Below are 17,802 nucleotides of genomic sequence, written 5' to 3'. Positions count from 1 at the left end.
GCAACTGCGGGGTCGGCCGAAGCCATGAGACAGCTAGCGTTCTTTGCTAGTTGGCTCTTGGCGGGAGGCAATCCCCCAGCGGCGAAGCGGTGCCAAAGCACAACGCATAACACATACTCTGTCCCGAACCCATTGTCAGTCGAGCGACGAGAAAAAAATAAATGTCAGCTGTGAATTCGCCATTCAAAAATGGTGCAGTCGAATTGTCGGTCTAGTAGCTTCGTTATAAGTCACCTTCATAGAGTTGAATTATCTGAATATATATACCTATTAAATTGTTAACTGACTATATAGAAATCATTCAAAAGTTCGAATAGTTCATAATCTGGTTGCAATTCTGGTTTATTTGCATATATAATTACTAAAAGGTATCAGGGGTGAGAGAGATGAACAATAACAACTCATATGCTGAATTTTTAAAAGCCGTAGGGAACAACAGCACTTCTCTCCAGGCGGAAAAGCTGCTGAATGAAATTTATTGGGATCTGTTTCTGCAACACATTCACTGGGAACAAACGCAAGCCCGCATTATGAACCTGATCGATGACGCGTTGGATCGTCGCGATGAAGAAGCATTTGAAATGTATACACAACAACTCCAAGAGTTCACTCAAGAACAAGGATATGAATATCAGCCTAAATAACATAAGACAGAGCTGTCCGGAAAGTCATCTTCATCTGACCTTTCGAACAGCTCTTTTTGTATGAAGATAATTAATCATCCTCTTAGGTATATTTCATGTGCGGTATATGGCTAGTCTGAAGAGGTGCAGCTTAACTAACATGCATTCACAAAAAAATGAAACGGTCAGGCGGCGCCTTGATACGTCCGTCTGTTTTATTTGCTTCGCTATTCCTTCTCGACAAGAGTTTCTTTAACGACTTAAAGGGTACAATAAAATACATACATAGTTAGCTTAAAACGTACGTTCGTTATTTCTTTAGAAAAAACTGTAGCTGTGGTAAAATAGAAGGACTAGGTGTTTTAGAATAGGAGTGGAACCTTTTGAACGAAACATTTCAATTGCAAGCCCCATATACACCTCAAGGAGATCAGCCGTCAGCGATCGCGAGCCTTGTTGGTGGTATAAAAGAAGGCAAAAAGCATCAAACGCTGTTAGGTGCAACGGGGACCGGGAAAACTTTCACCGTATCCAACGTCCTAACCGAAATCAATAAACCAACACTGGTCATTGCCCATAATAAAACATTGGCTGGCCAATTATATAGTGAATTTAAAGAGTTTTTTCCTGACAATGCTGTCGAGTATTTTGTCAGCTTCTATGACTTTTATCAGCCGGAAGCGTACGTACCGCAGACGGATACGTATATTGAGAAAGATTCCTCTATCAATGATGAAATTGATAAACTGCGGCACTCTGCGACCAGTTCCTTATTTGAACGTAATGATGTGCTGATTGTCGCATCCGTATCTTGTATCTACGGTCTCGGTTCTCCTGAAGAGTATAACGAGATGGTTCTGTCACTGCGAAGAGACATGGAAATTCCGCGCAATGAATTATTGCGCAAACTGGTAGACATTCAATATGAGCGCAATGACATCAACTTTACCCGCGGAACATTCCGAGTCAGAGGAGATGTAGTGGAAGTATTTCCGGTTTCACGCGACGAACGCTGTATTCGTCTTGAATTCTTCGGGGATGAAATTGAACGCATTCGGGAAGTAGACGCCTTGACAGGTGAAGTGATTGGCGATCGGGATCATGTAGCGATCTTCCCAGGTTCCCACTTCGTAACGCGGGAAGCGAAATTGTTGAAGGCGATTGAAAATATAGAAATTGAATTGGAGCAACAGCTCAAATATTTGCGTGAAAATGATAAATTGCTGGAAGCGCAACGGTTGGAGCAACGGACACGCTATGATTTGGAAATGATGCGTGAAATGGGTTTCTGTTCGGGTATCGAAAACTACTCAAGACATTTGACGTTACGGGAAGCGGGAGCGACACCTTATACGCTGCTTGACTACTTCCCGGATGATTTCTTGATTGTGGTAGATGAAAGTCACGTGTCGCTGCCGCAAATCCGAGGCATGTACAATGGCGACCAAGCTCGTAAGAAGGTATTGGTAGAACACGGTTTCCGTTTACCGTCCGCTCTTGATAACCGTCCGTTGATGTTCGAGGAATTTGAGAAGCATATCAGTCAGGCGATGTATATTTCCGCTACGCCGGGTCCTTATGAAATTGAGCATACAGATAAGATGATTGAGCAGATCATCCGTCCGACGGGTCTGCTTGATCCGATCATCGAAGTGCGTCCGATTGAGGGGCAGATCGATGATTTATTGGATGAAATTCAGTTGCGCATTGAACGTGATGAACGCGTATTGATTACGACACTGACGAAGAAAATGTCGGAGGATCTGACGGATTACTTGAAGGATATCGGTATAAAGGTGCAGTACCTTCATTCGGAAGTGAAGACGCTTGAACGTACTGAAATCATACGAGAATTGCGTCTTGGCACATACGATGTACTGATTGGTATCAACTTGCTGCGGGAAGGGATCGACATACCGGAAGTTTCGTTAGTGGCTATTTTGGATGCCGACAAAGAAGGATTCCTGCGCTCTGAACGTGCTCTAATCCAGACGATTGGGCGGGCGGCGCGTAATTCTGAAGGACGCGTAATTATGTACGCAGACAAAATGACGGATTCAATGGAAAAAGCGATTGGGGAAACAGAACGACGCCGGGAAATACAGCTTGCGTACAATAAAGAGCATGGCATTACACCACAAACAATTATAAAGCCGATACGCGAAGTAATCCGTGCGACTCAAGTGGCGGAAGAAACGGAATCTTACTTACAGCGCAGAATAGAAGGCAAGAAACTGTCTAAGGAGGAAAGAGGCTTGCTGCTCGTAAAATTGGAAAAAGAGATGAAGGACGCAGCAAAGGCTTTGGACTTCGAAAGAGCAGCCGAGTTACGGGACAGTATTATAGAACTGAAGGCAGAAAGGTAGAGGCTGGATGAAAAATAAAGAACTAGTGATCCAAGGTGCAAGAGCGCATAATTTAAAAGATATTACCGTTAAAATCCCTCGTGATCAGTTAGTAGTCATCACTGGATTATCGGGTTCCGGTAAGTCTTCGCTTGCTTTTGATACGATCTACGCAGAAGGGCAGCGGCGTTATGTGGAATCCTTGTCTGCATACGCCCGGCAATTCCTAGGGCAAATGGACAAACCTGACGTCGATTCTATAGAGGGACTGTCTCCTGCTATTTCGATCGATCAAAAGACGACTAGCCGAAATCCTCGTTCGACGGTCGGTACAGTTACTGAAATTTACGACTATTTACGTTTGCTCTATGCAAGGGTAGGAAAGCCTGTCTGTCCATTGCACGGCACGGAAATTTCCACGCAAACCGTTGAGCAAATGGTCGATCGGATAATGGTACTGCCGGAACGAACGCGCATTCAAGTCCTTGCTCCAATCGTTTCGGAGCGAAAAGGAACGCATGCGAAATTAATTGAAGACATTAAAAAACAAGGGTATGTCCGAGTGCGGGTCAACGGAGAAACCATGGATCTAGATGATAATATCGAATTAAATAAAAACAAAAAACATACGATTGAAATTGTCATTGACCGAATTGTCATAAAAGAGGGCATTGAAACACGTCTTAGTGACTCGCTGGAATCGGCATTACGTCTTGCTGACGGAAATGTCATCGTAGATGTAATTGGCGAAGAAGAGTTGTTTTTTAGTGAGCATCACGCGTGTCCGATTTGCGGTTTTTCCATTGGTGAGCTGGAGCCGCGTATGTTTTCATTCAACAGTCCATTTGGTGCTTGTCCAGAATGTGATGGATTAGGCATGAAACTGGAAGTGGACCCCGACTTGATCATTCCCAATAAGGAACTGACGTTGAAAGAGCATGCGATTGCTCCTTGGGAACCGACAAGTTCACAATACTATCCGGAATTGCTGAAAACCGTTGCGAAGCATCATGGTATTGCCATGGATGTGCCGGTCGGTGAGCTGGCGGATGAAGACCTGGAAAAACTCTTGAAAGGTTCTAACAAAGAGAAAATCCACTTCCGTTATACAAATGAATTCGGCAGTACCCGCGACAGCAATATTTATTTTGAAGGAGTCTTACGCAATGTTGAGCGGCGTTATCATGAGACGTCGTCCGATTACATTCGTGAGCAGATGGGAAAATATATGACGGAGCGGCCATGTCCTGCTTGTCTCGGCTATCGCTTGAAGCCTGAATCGCTTGCTGTATTGATTGACGGTCAGCATATCGGTCTAATCACGGAACGTTCTATTGTAGATACCGTGAGTTTTTTCAACCAGCTTCAGCTATCAGAAAAAGACGCACAAATTGCCGATATGATTCTGCGTGAGATCCAAGAGCGATTAGGTTTTCTAATTAACGTTGGCTTGGATTATTTGAACTTATCACGCTCTGCAGGCACATTATCCGGTGGTGAAGCACAGCGGATTCGCCTCGCAACTCAAATTGGTTCCCGTCTGACAGGTGTCCTCTATATCTTGGACGAGCCATCCATCGGTTTGCATCAGAGGGATAATGACCGGCTTATCTCCACCTTGCAAAATATGCGAGATATCGGCAATACATTAATCGTTGTCGAGCATGATGAGGACACGATGATGGCTGCCGATTACTTAATCGATATCGGTCCTGGAGCCGGTGTAGCAGGCGGAGAAATTGTGGCAGCCGGGACACCTGCTAAAGTCATGAAAAACAAAAAATCACTGACTGGAAAATATCTAAGCGGTGAATTATTTATTCCGCTGCCTATAAAGCGCAGACCTAGGGATGAACGCAGTATTGTCATTAAAGGAGCGGCTGAAAACAATCTAAAACATTTGGATGTTGAGTTCCCTTTAGGCCAGTTCATCGCTGTTACGGGTGTCTCGGGTTCAGGTAAAAGTACGCTCGTAAATGAAATCCTGCATAAGACATTGGCTCAGAAATTGAACCGTTCAAAACAAAAGCCGGGAAAATTTGACGAAATCAGCGGAATTGAACATCTCGAGAAGGTCATTGATATTGATCAGTCACCGATCGGACGTACTCCGCGGTCCAATCCGGCAACATATACAGGAGTATTCGATGATATACGAGATGTCTTTGCAATGACCAATGAAGCGAAAGTGCGCGGATATAAAAAAGGGCGATTCAGCTTCAATGTCAAAGGCGGTCGTTGTGAAGCTTGTCGCGGAGATGGAATTATTAAAATCGAAATGCACTTTTTGCCGGATGTCTATGTACCGTGTGAAGTGTGTCACGGCAAACGGTATAATAGAGAGACGTTGGAAGTGACATACAAAGGAAAGAATATCGCAGATGTATTGGCGATGACAGTTGAAGGTGGAATGATGTTTTTTGAGAATATACCGAAAATCCACCGGAAGCTGCAGACGATTGTAGACGTTGGTCTCGGCTATATTCAGCTGGGTCAGCCCGCAACCACATTGTCGGGTGGGGAAGCTCAACGTGTTAAATTAGCTTCCGAACTGCACAAGCGATCGAATGGAAAATCTTTTTATATTTTAGATGAACCAACGACTGGCTTGCACGTTCATGACATTGCGAAATTGCTAGACGTTCTTCAGCGCTTGGTTGAGAGCGGTAATACGGTACTCGTTATTGAACATAATCTGGACGTTATCAAAACCGTCGATTATATTATCGATATCGGCCCGGAAGGCGGAGACAAAGGTGGAGAAATTGTCGCAACAGGAACACCGGAAGAAGTAGCAGAAGTTGAGGCATCATACACTGGAAAGTATTTGCGTTCAATCTTGGAACGTGACCGAAATCGTATGAAAGAGCTAATCGGAAAAACAGGGAAATAACTTCCTAATGAAACTTTTATGAAGCGCAGCCGTATAAATAGATAGGAAATGAAAAGCATGTTCAAAACAAGGAGGAGTCTAGAGATGCAAAACGAACGCAGACGAATATTAACTTTGCTGGAAGAAGGCAAAATCACAGCAGACGAAGCGTTGAAATTGTTGGAAGCACTTGGGAAACAAACGGAATCCACCGTGCAAGACGAAAAGCCGTCCACTGCGCAACATTCCGATCTCCATACTGAACAGGATCATCGTTGGTTTGATGAGCAACAGAAAAAGAAAGAATCGACGAATCCGCAAGACACGACAGATGAATCTTCAGCGGATGACTTTTTTGAAGATATTCGCAAAGAATTCATGACGGCGGGAGATCGTTTCATGCAATTTATGGATACGGCTGTCCAAAGAGTGAAAACATTCGATTTTGAAGCGCCATTTGGCAAGTCCGTCTCTTTTACCCATACTGAAAACAAAACAGCAGAAGATGTAGAGGAAATCATTATCCATATAGATCACGGAAAAGTGGAAGTCCTTCCGTCTGATGGTGATGAAATCACTGCGAAGTTCTCTGTTAAGCATTTCAACCACGACTCAGAGACGGAAGCGCGCGCACAGTTCCTCGATAAATTGTTGTTTGTGAAAGATGGCAATAAACTCCGAATCGGCAGTGATTTGAAGATGGTGCAAGTGAATGTCCAATTATACGTGCCTAGCCAGCAGCCTTACCGTAAACTTTCCGTCCGTCTTTTGAATGGCGGTTGTACAGTGGAGAAAGTAGATTTTGATAATCTGCGCATCAAAACTGCCAATGGCAAAATCGAATGTGCGCATATTCGATTTGACGAAGCGGAATTGGAAACCGCTAATGGAATGGTCCGTCTGTTGAAGGTGCGAGGCAATAAACTCGAAGCCGAAACATTGAACGGCCGTGTGTATGTGGATGGAGAATTGATAGACATAGATGCTAAGTCATTGAACGGCAACGTAAGTCTGACAACGACTTCAACGGAAGCTACACGTCTCGATGCGAAGTCCATCAGCGGAACAGTGGAGCTTTATATTCCTTCTACTCTAGGTCTAAGGGGAGAAATTACGTCGAATATGGGAAAACTGGATTTGCAGCTAAAAGACGTTTCGCGAGTGGAAGAGCAAGAGCAATTCCTGCACCGCACGATTCGTTTCAGCAAAGCCGGCGACGACGAAACGAAAGCCTCTTTACAAGTTAACGGCGAATCCAGAACTGGATCTGTCTTAGTTCACTATAACTCCATCGAACTGTAAACATACTTGAAAATGAAAACACCCGCCCTGTCACTTATCTTGTGATAGGGCGGGTGTTTGAGCTGAAGAAACAAGAATAGGGGGTGGTAAGGGCAACGTTGATCTACGTTCCAGGCGAACGCTTTCCGCGGGGCGCGGATGAGCCGCTTCCTTCGCTACGCTCAGTCCAGGGTCTCATCATTCGCGCTAAATCCCACAGGAAAAGCCGTCACGAAGTAAGGCTTTTGCGAGCATAAGCGAAGCGTTGGGAGCATATTTTTGCATTTCGCCCGTCTTTCGCTCGAATCCCTACTTTGTGACGGTAACTTTAAAGTGTAGTTCATCGTAATTTTCAAGTGGCAATGTTTTGTTCTCCAACAATAGTGATAATAGTTCAAATGCTAAATGGCATGGAGCATTGCCTGTGAGCTTGTTGATGTTAAAATCACTTCTGCCCTTTAACAAAGTCAATGAAAAGTGCCGGTTTTGTACTCTGACTGTGGGAGCACTTTCTAGATTTATAAAAATTACAAGGAATTTGCCATATGACTTTACACTCTAATTTGCGATTGGAGCGGAAGACGGTCGACTCCTGGAGGCTCAAGGCCACGCCCCCCGGAAAGCGTACCGTCTGGAGCGGAAATCCCGGAGTGCTCACTAGCTGTGGTTTCACACGCCTATTCGGATAGTAAATCATAATACTTATCTTTTATTCTAACAAAACCTTTGACTAGAGGTAAGAAAGCGTCCGACTAGAACGTAGAGCAACGATGCCATTATTAATCACCAATTCTCTAATTTTAGCTTTAACCCCTGCCCAATCACAAAATAAGTGATTGGACAGGGGCTTTTTTATTTGGTATAAACCCAACAAAGAATCCCAAACGTAATCGCTCTTGCGCATTGCAGTTGATACGCTTTGCTCTGCAGCAACAGAGCCTCTGTGCGATTCGACATGAAGCCGCATTCTACCAGGATGGCTGGCATCTGAGTATCTCGTAAGACAGCGAAGTTCGCCTTCTTTACACCGCGATCGGTTCGTTGACAGGCGGTGATTATGTTCTTTTGGACTAGCGACGCCAGTACGGAGGAACTTTTGCTTGCCTGTGGATAAATATACGTCTCAATCCCGTGTGCTTCGCTCCATCCATTACCATGCGCATTTGCGTGGATTGATACATACGCATCTGCCCGTAATCGATTGGCAAGCGCCGTCCGTTCGTTTAAGGGCACATCACGTGAAGCCTCATGCACGTATCGAACTTTGATACCTTCCCGGCTTAAACGATCTCCAACAAGTGCAGCAACCGCCGAATTAAACTGGAACTCACGCAGCTTTCCATCAGGGGACCTCTTTCCTGGCGTGTTTGGCCCATGTCCAGCGTCAAGAATGATTAGTGTCATTTTCATCCACTCTCCTTTACTCTGTAGATAGTTGTCTTGTTGAAAAAGGAGACAGCCCATATGAAGTATCACAAGGATAAATCCATTTCATTTCTTTTTCTTCATGTTAAAATAAGATTTGGATAGCTATGACACGAGTTGGAAAGCGGGGAGCTTTATGGGGGAACTAACAGTAGAAGATATTATGAATCGATTCGGCCTTGAATTGATTGCAGGACACGAAGGTATTCATCGGCATATCAATATGAGCGATATTTCACGGCCAGGTCTTGAGATGGCTGGTTATTTTGATTATTATCCATCGGAGCGCGTGCAATTGATCGGCCGCAAGGAAATGTCGTTCTTGGAAACATTGCCGTCGATTACGAGAAGAAAACGTTTGGAACGTCTTTGCTCGGAGGATACGCCTGCATTCATTATTGCACATGGTGAAGAAGGACCGAGAGAACTAAGTCAGCTGGCGGATGAAAAAAATGTTCCGGTTTTGCGCACTGATTACAAAACGACGCAATTTTCCGGCATGCTGACGAATTACTTAGTCGGTCAGCTTGCCCCTATGACTACAGTCCACGGTGTATTAGTGGACGTCTATGGTGTCGGTGTCTTGATCACTGGAGGAAGCGGCGTTGGAAAGAGTGAGACCGCGTTGGAACTAATTAAAAAAGGTCACCGACTTGTCGCGGATGACTCGGTGGAAATTCGCCAAGTATCGGAAAACGTTTTGATCGGTACGTCACCGAAGTTGCTTAAGCATATGTTGGAAATCCGTGGCATTGGCATTATTGATATGATGACGTTATTCGGTGCGAGTGCAGTGAAGGATGATAAGCGGGTGCTGTTGGCGGTCGACTTGGAAATTTGGGATGAGGATAAGCATTATGATCGTTTGGGAATCGATGAGGAAAAGATTGAAATCCTTGATTCACAAATTACACGCTTGTCCGTTCCGGTCAGACCAGGTCGGAATATCGCGGTCATCATTGAAGTCGCTGCTATGGATTACCGTATGAAGCGTCTAGGATTCAATGCAGCGGATGAATTTACAAAGCGTTTGGACCAAGCAATCGCAGAGAATGCGGAAATTTTGAAAGCAGAGGAGAGCGACTAAGTGAATTTATTTTTACTTGCGATTAATCCTGTCGCGATTAGAATCGGCACTTCGGATACAGCTTTAGAAGTACGCTGGTATGGTATTCTCATTGCATTAGGGATTGTATTAGGATTCATCATCGTGCAACGTGAAATGTTGAGAAGGGGCATGCACCCTGACTTTTTGACGGATATGCTCATTTGGGCGATTCCGATTTCAATCATCAGTGCGCGTATTTATTACGTCATTTTCACTTGGGATTATTATCGTGACCATCCCGGCCAGATTATCCAGATCTGGAACGGCGGAATTGCCATTCATGGTGCGCTGATCGGTGCCGTGATTACGGCCATTATTTTTACGAGAAAGCGCGGCGTGTCGTTTTGGAAAGTCGCGGATATTACAGCGCCCGGCTTATTGATCGGTCAGATTATCGGCCGGTGGGGGAATTTCATGAACCAGGAAGCGCATGGTGGTCCTGTTTCAGATGCGTTTAAAGAAAACACGATCATTCCAGACTGGATTATGAACCAGATGACCATCGAAGGAGTGACCTACCATCCGACATTTCTGTATGAGTCGATGTGGAATGTTGTAGGGCTAATTTTAATTCTAGTCATTCGAAGAGTATTGAAGATGAAGCGCGGAGAAATCTTTTTATTTTATGTCATCTGGTATTCGATCGGTCGTTTCTTCATTGAAGGAATGCGGACGGACAGTCTGTATGTAATCGGCAGCTTGAGAGCGGCACAGATGGTATCTGTTGCCGGCGTTATTATTGGGATCGCGATCTTGTTATACCGAAGATTTGTGATGAAGGTGAATGAAAATTATGAAGACAAACAAAAATAATATCTCATTGTCCAGTACGTTGCAAAGCGGTTTGCAGGCTGGGCTGAAAACCACTTGGTCACTGGGGAAAATCATTTTTCCTATTACATTGTTCGTCACCATCTTGCAATTTACGCCTATCCTGCCTTGGTTAGTGGAACTCATTTCTCCGCTCATGCATATCTTTGGCTTGCGCGGTGAAGCAGCCGTTCCACTTGTGCTTGGGAATGCATTGAATTTGTATGCGGGGATTGCAGGGATCATCTCCCTGGAGTTGACGGTGAAGGAAGTATTCATCATAGCCGTTATGATCAGTTTCGCACATAATCTTTTTATCGAAACAGCCGTGGCCCTGAAAGTTGGTGTGAAGCTTTGGCTTGTCCTTGTGGTCCGTCTTGGACTGGCAGCGCTTGCTGGCATACTATTGAACCTTTTCTGGACAGGCGGTTCGGAAACCGCACAATACGGTTTGACTCCGAAAGCGGAAGTTATTCCTGACGGCATTTGGCAGATTATCCTTTTGGGTACAGAAAAAGCAACGTTCGGAGTGTTACAGCTTGCTCTGATCGTTATCCCGCTGATGCTATTTGTTCAGTTCGTGAAAGACCGAAATTATTTGGAACGTTTTTCAAATGGAGTCGCCCCATTTACAAAGTTGATTGGCGTGAAACCAAATGCTTCCATGACACTTGTCGCGGGTCTGTTAATTGGCCTAGCGTATGGGGCAGGTGTCATGATTCAAGCTGTTCAGGAAGATGGAGTTTCCAAACGTGATATTACTTTGGCATTTATTTTCTTAATGGCGTGCCATGCGGTGATTGAAGACACATTGCTCTTCTTACCGTTAGGCATTCCGATTTGGCCATTATTCTTAATACGGCTTGTGACTGCCATATTGCTGACTGTTACGGTCAGCGTGCTGTGGAAACAGCCGAGAGAGAAGGAGGAGTCTGTTGTTGACTGTTAAACCGATCACTACCTTATTGTTTGATTTTGATGGGACTTTGGGAGATACGAACGAATTAATTATCGCTACCTTTCAACATGTACTGAATGACCATTTTCCAGGCCGTTTTCAAAGAGAGGAAATATTGCCCTTCATCGGTCCTTCATTGCATGACACCTTTTCTTCAATTGCACCCGAAATGACAGACCAATTAATCGATGAATATAGAGTTTGGAATTTAGCGAATCATGATGAACTGGTCAGTGCCTTTGATGGAGTGGAGGATACGCTCCGCAGATTGTATGAAATGGGCATGAAAATGGCTGTTGTTTCAACGAAAAAGCGTGACATGGTGGAAAGAGGCTTGCGTCTGATTGGAATAGATTCTTATTTTGAGACAGTTATCGGTCTGGATGATGTGACGAATGCCAAGCCAGACCCTGAGCCCCTTATTCTGGCATTAGAGCGCTTAGACCGTACGCCTGAAGAAGCCCTGATGATAGGGGATAATTTCCATGATATATTAGGAGGGCAAAATGCGGGTGTACGCACTGCCGCTGTTGCCTGGGCGTTAAAAGGGGAAGACTATTTGCAGACATTTAAACCGGATTTCATGTTGCATCATATGTCGGATCTATACGACGTGCTAAAGGGAGAGCGGCCGTGAGACGCACCGAACGCTATCCTTCCAAAGGAGAAGCGAATTCACTTTGGCATATTTATCGGACTGTTTCGATCTTTAAAGTAGCAAAGAATTTCATTATCATCCAAATCGCTCGATATACTCCGTTCGTATCCTGGAAAAATGTTTTGTATCGTCTATTTCTTCGGATGAAGGTAGGGAAACAGACGGCATTTGCGTTAATGGTCGTACCAGATGTCATGTTTCCTGAACGCATTTCGGTCGGCGATAACTCAATCATTGGTTTCAATACGACCATTTTGGCGCATGAATATTTGATCGATGAGTATCGTATAGGAGATGTGGAAATTGGCAGCAACGTCTTAATTGGTGCCAATACGACGATTTTACCTGGAGTCAAAATTGGCGATGGTGCCATCGTTTCAGCGGCATCATTAGTCAACCGTGATATTCCTGCCGGTGTTTTTGCGGGCGGAAATCCAGTCAAAGTCATTTATTCAGCTGAGGAAATGAAGGCACGGGCTGCCCGGGAAGACAAATGAATGACGAGTGAATAAGTTGTGCTATAATAGAAGGTAGATTGCAGAGAGGGACGTTTTGAACGTTCCTCTTACTTTTTCGGAGGAGTTCGATTGGATAAAAAACAAAGGTTCAAAAAGGATAAAATTGTGTCATTTCTGCCGGATGGAGATTTCTATCGTAAGCGTGCGATGCAGGCTATGCAGCGTGAGCAGTTTTCAGACGCTGAAAAATATTATAAACGCGCATTGGAGCTGAATCCTGAGGATGCACTGACCCAGATGGAGTATGGTGTTTTCATCATGGAGGTCGGCCGTTTTGAGGATGCTTATGAATTGCTGAGAGCAGCGGATGAGTTAGAGCCGAACAACGAAGAGACAACATTTTATTTGGCTGAAGTTCATGCGCATCTTGGGTTGTTGCGTGAGGCGAAACAGTATGCGAACAAGTATATCGGATTGTCTCCAGATGGAATATTTGTCGAGGAAGCGCACGAAATCGTTGAGTTTGCCGATCAAGAAGAAACATATCTCGAAGATGGGGAAGTCCCGGACGGAGAAGTCTTGTTCATGCAAGAAAAGGCCCGAAGGATGATGGAAGAAGGCAACTTCGAGCAAGCGATTGATGTACTGGAAGATCTTTTGGCAGACTACCCAAAAACTTGGGCTGTCCACAATAACTTGGCGCTGGCGTACTTTTATATAGGCAAAGAAAAACATGCGGAAGAGATTTTATATGATGTACTTCGTGAGGAGAAAGGCAATATTCATGCACTCTGTAATTTAGCCGTGTTTTTCTATTACGGACGAGATGAAGAGCGACTTGGCAGCATGATGGAATTATTGTCTAAGATCAAACCATATCAAGTCGAACATCGATACAAACTGGGAGCGACATTTGCGCTGACAGGTCGCTATGAAGAAGCGTATTATTGGCTGCGCAGTTTGCAGAAGCGTGGCTTCCAGGGTGATGTCGGTTATTACTTCTGGCTTTCGAATGCAGCCTATTTTACCGGACACCGCCAAGTAGCAGAGCAGGCTTATGAGAAACTATTGCAAATGGATCCGTCAAAAGCTGGATTTGAGCCTTGGAAATCGTTAGAAGATGAGTTGGATCCGGATTCGTATGAGGAAGATGTCTCGTTTTTAATCGAGAAGATTTCCAATCCTTATCGCAGTGAGCGGATGTTTGGCTTGTATTTATTAGGCAAGTCCTCACATTTGCAAGAAATTTTGTCGCATCCCGGCTATATTAATGTGGAAGAGTTAAGTGCGTCGGAACAGTTGTTTTTGGCACATAGCTTAGATTACGAATTTGTAGCAGAGAACGATTTTGAAAAATCATTGAAAAAAGCGTTAACGACGTGTGATTTACTGTATGAACAGTACATGCCACTGGATCAGCAAGGGACACATTTGTTTCAGATGTGGTTCACATTATGTGAGAATGCTTTGGTCGGAGAGTATGCTTTTGCAAATCCTAAAGCAATTGCCGCAGCTGTAGACTATATGTTCCAATCATCGCGCTATGATCAAGTGACGAAGAAGTCGCTGGCAGAGAAATATGACGTAGCTGTTGCCACCTTAACAAAGTATGTTCAGGAATTGATCCAATTTTTGCCTTACACGACGGATTGACAGCAAATTGGATGTTGCATTTAAGTTGAATTCATGCGGCAATTCCACTACGATTTTATGTAGAGCTTATATATTTAAGGAGGACAACTACGATGTCAATAGATAAAGTATATGATGTGATTATTATCGGCGCAGGTCCAGCGGGTATGACAGCAGCTGTTTATACAGCTCGCGGGAATATGTCTACGCTCATGCTGGAGAGAGGCGTGCCGGGAGGTCAAATGGCGAATACCGAGGAAATTGAAAACTATCCTGGCTTCGAGAGCATTTTAGGTCCTGATCTCTCTACGAAGATGTTTGACCATGCGAAACGTTTTGGAGCAGAATATGCTTACGGGGACGTTACGGAGATTAAAGACGGCCGCGAATTTAAAACGATTCATGTGGGCGACAAGAGCTATAAGGCACGTGCTATTATTATTACGACAGGCGCGGAATACCGTAAAATGGGCATCCCGGGCGAAGCGGAGTTGACGGGTCGCGGTGTCAGTTATTGTGCGGTATGTGATGGAGCATTTTTCCGTGGCAAAGATATCGTCGTAATTGGCGGCGGAGATTCTGCGGTTGAAGAAGGTTCATATTTGACGCGTTTCGCGAACAAGGTAACGATCATTCATCGCCGTGATGAACTGCGGGCACAAAAGATTTTGCAAGAACGTGCATTTGCGAATGAAAAGATTGATTTCATTTGGAATACGACAGTGAAGCAAGTGAACGAGAAAGATGGCAAGATCGGATCTGTGACATTAGTGTCAACTGAAGATGGATCAGAGCGCGAGATGGAAACGGAAGGGATGTTCGTCTATATTGGATTGGATCCTCTTACGGGGCCATTCAAGGAACTTGGTATCTTGGACGAGAATGGATACATCGAAACGAATGACATCATGGAAACGAAAATTCCTGGAATCTACGCTGCAGGCGATGTTCGTGAAAAACTGTTGCGTCAAGTAGTTACAGCAACGGGGGACGGAAGTATCGCTGCACAAGCGGCTCAGAAGTATATTGAAGAATTGATGGAAGAACAAGAAGCAAAAGCTTAATCGATTCGTAACTTCAATGTAACAGGTTTGCAATGTAGAAAGGTTATTGTATAGGTAGTCAAGACCCCCTTTTTACAATATAGCAACTTTGTGGCTATTTGCGGTAACAAACTTCCGTGAATAGCCTCCTTTTTTTGTCGTTTTTCCGGAAAGCATTGTATACTAGTACTACATACTTGAAAAGTGGGGAACTACATATGCAAAAAATTGCTAATTTACTCGTAGTCAAAGATGGGCAAGTCCTTTTGCTGAAGAAACCGAGACGCGGATGGTATGTGGCTCCGGGAGGGAAAATTGATGAGGGGGAATCCATCTATGAAGCCGCTATACGCGAATTCGTAGAGGAAACTGGAGCGTGTCCCATCAATCCGCATCTTAAAGGGGTCTATACAATGATGATCATGGATGATGAGGGCGAGGCATTATTGAATGAATGGCTCCTTTTCACATTCATTGCACATGATTATTCGGGTGAACTGTTGGAAACAACAGTAGAAGGAGAGCTGGAATGGCATCCTATAGAGAGTCTGCATACATTACCGATGGCGGAAGGAGATCGTTCCAATTTATTGTTTGCGATTCATCATGAAGGTACGCAATATGGAACGTTTTATTATACAGAGCAATTTCGTTTATTGCGTGAGTCGCTACAACAATCGATGGAAGGTGAATAGAATAGTATGGATCAACCACATGTTTCAAATGAATATGAAGTTGTAATTATTAGCGGAATGTCAGGTGCTGGAAAAACGGTTGCTATGCAATGTTTTGAGGATATGGGCTTCTATTGTATCGACAATCTGCCACCCGAATTATTTGTGACATTCTTGGAATTGATGATGAAATCCGATAATCAGATGAGACGCATTGCCGCGGTGATGGATACACGCGGTGGCAGCCTGTTTGATTCATTGGTCACTGCTTTGGATGAGTTGTTCAAAATGGATGGCGTTAAGGCGAGTTTGTTATTTCTTGATGCGAATGATGAAACGCTTGTTAAACGCTATAAGGAAACGCGTCGCTCTCATCCTTTATCCGAAGGTGGCGTGTTGCTCGAAGGCATACGGAAAGAACGTATTTTACTGACGGAATTAAAAGGCTTGTCGCGATCGATTTATGACACGTCCCAGTTAAAGCCGAAACAATTACGTGAAAAGATTATGCGGGAATTTTCCAAGGCAGGCGAGCCGACGTTTACGTTGAATTTTGTTTCATTCGGATTTAAGCATGGAATGCCGATCGATGCAGATGTCGTATTTGACGTCCGATTTTTACCGAATCCATATTATTTGGAAGAATTACGTCCAATGACTGGATTGGATACGGAAGTCTCTGAATACGTTTTAAAGTGGAATGACACAAAAGTATTGATTGATAAATTGACGGATCTTTTCAGATTCCTGATCCCGCAGTATAAGCAAGAAGGAAAAGGGCAGGCAGTCATCGCATTTGGCTGTACAGGTGGTCAACATCGCTCCGTCACACTTGCCGAATACTTCATGAAAGAATTCAAAGAGGATTACCCAACGTTTGTTTCTCACCGGGATGTCGAAAAAAGAAAGGTGTGACATTGCTATGCCATCCACTACTATAAAAAGAGTTGTTGTGTTCGGCGGTGGAACAGGCCTTTCAAACATTTTGCGTGGATTGAAACGCTATCCTATTGATTTGACAGCGATTGTCACAGTAGCAGATGACGGAGGTAGTTCGGGCCGATTGTTCGATCAGTATGACATCCCGCCGCCAGGGGACATCCGACAGGTTATGGCAGCGCTTTCAGACGTAGAACCGTTGATCGAAAAGATGTTCCAATACCGTTTTGAAGGGTCCGATGATCTGAAAGGCCACTCACTCGGAAATCTCATGCTGACCGCGTTAACAACAATTACTGGAGATTTTGCGCGGGCGGTTGAGCAGATGGGGCTCGTGCTGAATATAAAAGGAAAAGTCTTGCCGGCAGCAAATCAACGTATAACCTTGCATGCTGAGCTTGAAGATGGTTCAATAATTACAGGTGAATCCAAAATACCTCTCTATGGTAGAAAAATCCGAAACGTATTTATTTCACCGGAAGATGTCAAGCCGTTGCCGGAGACCGCGGCGACGATCAAAAAGGCGGATTTGATCGTGTTTGGGCCTGGCAGCTTGTATACTAGTATTTTGCCGACCATACTTGTGCAAGATATTCGGGACGCAGTTCTCCAAAGTACCGCGAAGAAGGTCTATGTCGGTAATTTGACGACACAAAGAGGAGAGACTTTCCGCTATACTGCTTCTGAGCACGTTCAGGCGCTGTATGACCACGCGGGAGAGCCTTTCCTGGATGCTGTCCTCGTTAATAATGTAGAAGCCTTCAGACGCGCTTACAAAAGTGTTGGAGAAGAAACGGAGCCGTGGTTGGTCGAAAACGATCTAGATAAGCTTCAAGCGCTCGTGCCTGAAGTATTTGTACAAGAAATTGCTACTGTATATAATGGAACGATAATGCATAAATCGGCAGACGTGGCGGATGTGTTGATGCGCTATATAGAGAGAACGTAGAAGGCGGATAGATATGAAGATCGCCGA

The 17,802-nt window shown here is 44.4% G+C and carries 15 protein-coding genes; 14 read left to right on the top strand and 1 reads right to left on the bottom strand.

Annotated elements, in window-relative coordinates:
* Positions 1-386 precede the first annotated feature (386 nt).
* From H7J92_RS10300 to H7J92_RS10285, 4 genes are all read left to right on the top strand, one after another.
* Positions 387-644, top strand: a complete 258-nt coding sequence (locus tag H7J92_RS10300) for an IDEAL domain-containing protein (RefSeq protein ID WP_009498285.1) — start codon at positions 387-389, stop codon at positions 642-644.
* A 362-nt stretch (positions 645-1,006) separates the two neighbouring features.
* Positions 1,007-2,989, top strand: a complete 1,983-nt coding sequence (gene uvrB, locus H7J92_RS10295; protein WP_009498284.1) for an excinuclease ABC subunit UvrB — start codon at positions 1,007-1,009, stop codon at positions 2,987-2,989.
* 7 nt (positions 2,990-2,996) lie between these two features.
* The gene (uvrA, locus tag H7J92_RS10290) at positions 2,997-5,861 is read left to right on the top strand and encodes an excinuclease ABC subunit UvrA (protein WP_221836868.1); all 2,865 of its coding nucleotides are present in this window, start codon (positions 2,997-2,999) and stop codon (positions 5,859-5,861) included.
* An 84-nt stretch (positions 5,862-5,945) separates the two neighbouring features.
* The gene (locus tag H7J92_RS10285; RefSeq protein WP_078817892.1) at positions 5,946-7,142 is read left to right on the top strand and encodes a DUF4097 family beta strand repeat-containing protein; all 1,197 of its coding nucleotides are present in this window, start codon (positions 5,946-5,948) and stop codon (positions 7,140-7,142) included.
* Between the two features lie 831 nt (positions 7,143-7,973).
* On the opposite strand, the gene H7J92_RS10280 is transcribed toward H7J92_RS10285, so the two are convergent.
* Positions 7,974-8,525, bottom strand: coding sequence for an N-acetylmuramoyl-L-alanine amidase family protein (locus H7J92_RS10280; RefSeq protein ID WP_342746528.1), 552 nt, complete (start codon positions 8,523-8,525; stop codon positions 7,974-7,976).
* 157 nt (positions 8,526-8,682) lie between these two features.
* Here H7J92_RS10280 and hprK point away from each other — a divergent pair, with 157 nt between their 5' ends.
* The 10 genes from hprK to H7J92_RS10230 all read left to right on the top strand — a co-directional run bounded on the left by hprK (position 8,683) and on the right by H7J92_RS10230 (position 17,775).
* The gene (gene hprK, locus H7J92_RS10275) at positions 8,683-9,633 is read left to right on the top strand and encodes an HPr(Ser) kinase/phosphatase (RefSeq protein WP_078817894.1); all 951 of its coding nucleotides are present in this window, start codon (positions 8,683-8,685) and stop codon (positions 9,631-9,633) included.
* Positions 9,634-10,467, top strand: a complete 834-nt coding sequence (lgt, locus tag H7J92_RS10270) for a prolipoprotein diacylglyceryl transferase (protein ID WP_078817895.1) — start codon at positions 9,634-9,636, stop codon at positions 10,465-10,467. It abuts the gene before it with no gap.
* On the top strand, positions 10,439-11,413 hold the full coding sequence (locus H7J92_RS10265; protein ID WP_078817896.1) for a nucleoside recognition domain-containing protein: 975 nt from the start codon (positions 10,439-10,441) through the stop codon (positions 11,411-11,413). Before lgt ends, H7J92_RS10265 begins: the two co-directional genes overlap by 29 nt.
* The gene (ppaX, locus tag H7J92_RS10260) at positions 11,403-12,059 is read left to right on the top strand and encodes a pyrophosphatase PpaX (RefSeq protein ID WP_078817897.1); all 657 of its coding nucleotides are present in this window, start codon (positions 11,403-11,405) and stop codon (positions 12,057-12,059) included. The genes H7J92_RS10265 and ppaX overlap by 11 nt, the downstream gene beginning before the upstream one ends.
* Positions 12,056-12,577, top strand: a complete 522-nt coding sequence (locus H7J92_RS10255) for an acyltransferase (RefSeq protein WP_078817898.1) — start codon at positions 12,056-12,058, stop codon at positions 12,575-12,577. Before ppaX ends, H7J92_RS10255 begins: the two co-directional genes overlap by 4 nt.
* Before the next feature lie 90 nt (positions 12,578-12,667).
* Positions 12,668-14,191, top strand: a complete 1,524-nt coding sequence (locus tag H7J92_RS10250) for a tetratricopeptide repeat protein (RefSeq protein WP_078817899.1) — start codon at positions 12,668-12,670, stop codon at positions 14,189-14,191.
* 92 nt (positions 14,192-14,283) lie between these two features.
* The gene (gene trxB / locus H7J92_RS10245) at positions 14,284-15,234 is read left to right on the top strand and encodes a thioredoxin-disulfide reductase (protein WP_078817900.1); all 951 of its coding nucleotides are present in this window, start codon (positions 14,284-14,286) and stop codon (positions 15,232-15,234) included.
* Between the two features lie 197 nt (positions 15,235-15,431).
* A complete protein-coding gene (locus tag H7J92_RS10240; protein WP_221836865.1) occupies positions 15,432-15,908 on the top strand; it encodes an 8-oxo-dGTP diphosphatase in 477 nt (158 codons plus the stop codon).
* 6 nt (positions 15,909-15,914) lie between these two features.
* Positions 15,915-16,802, top strand: coding sequence for an RNase adapter RapZ (gene rapZ / locus H7J92_RS10235; RefSeq protein WP_009498272.1), 888 nt, complete (start codon positions 15,915-15,917; stop codon positions 16,800-16,802).
* Positions 16,803-16,809: 7 nt separating this feature from the next.
* Entirely contained in the window at positions 16,810-17,775 is a 966-nt protein-coding gene (locus tag H7J92_RS10230) for a gluconeogenesis factor YvcK family protein (protein ID WP_040759750.1), read from the top strand.
* Positions 17,776-17,802: the final 27 nt, after the last annotated feature.

Source organism: Sporosarcina aquimarina, assembly GCF_019748715.1.
GTDB lineage: Bacteria > Bacillota > Bacilli > Bacillales_A > Planococcaceae > Sporosarcina > Sporosarcina newyorkensis.
The sequence above is the reverse complement of the archived record's forward strand: the minus strand, read 5'-3'. Positions and strand labels throughout refer to the sequence as shown.

Excerpts from the sequence above, each read along its gene's own strand:
- H7J92_RS10300 (WP_009498285.1), top strand. The coding sequence starts at position 387 with ATGAACAATAACAACTCATATGCTGAATTTTTAAAAGCCGTAGGGAAC.
- uvrA (WP_221836868.1), top strand. The coding sequence starts at position 2,997 with ATGAAAAATAAAGAACTAGTGATCCAAGGTGCAAGAGCGCATAATTTA.
- H7J92_RS10285 (WP_078817892.1), top strand. The coding sequence starts at position 5,946 with ATGCAAAACGAACGCAGACGAATATTAACTTTGCTGGAAGAAGGCAAA.
- H7J92_RS10280 (WP_342746528.1), bottom strand. The coding sequence starts at position 8,525 with ATGACACTAATCATTCTTGACGCTGGACATGGGCCAAACACGCCAGGA.
- hprK (WP_078817894.1), top strand. The coding sequence starts at position 8,683 with ATGGGGGAACTAACAGTAGAAGATATTATGAATCGATTCGGCCTTGAA.
- H7J92_RS10265 (WP_078817896.1), top strand. The coding sequence starts at position 10,439 with ATGAAAATTATGAAGACAAACAAAAATAATATCTCATTGTCCAGTACG.
- trxB (WP_078817900.1), top strand. The coding sequence starts at position 14,284 with ATGTCAATAGATAAAGTATATGATGTGATTATTATCGGCGCAGGTCCA.
- H7J92_RS10240 (WP_221836865.1), top strand. The coding sequence starts at position 15,432 with ATGCAAAAAATTGCTAATTTACTCGTAGTCAAAGATGGGCAAGTCCTT.
- rapZ (WP_009498272.1), top strand. The coding sequence starts at position 15,915 with ATGGATCAACCACATGTTTCAAATGAATATGAAGTTGTAATTATTAGC.
- H7J92_RS10230 (WP_040759750.1), top strand. The coding sequence starts at position 16,810 with ATGCCATCCACTACTATAAAAAGAGTTGTTGTGTTCGGCGGTGGAACA.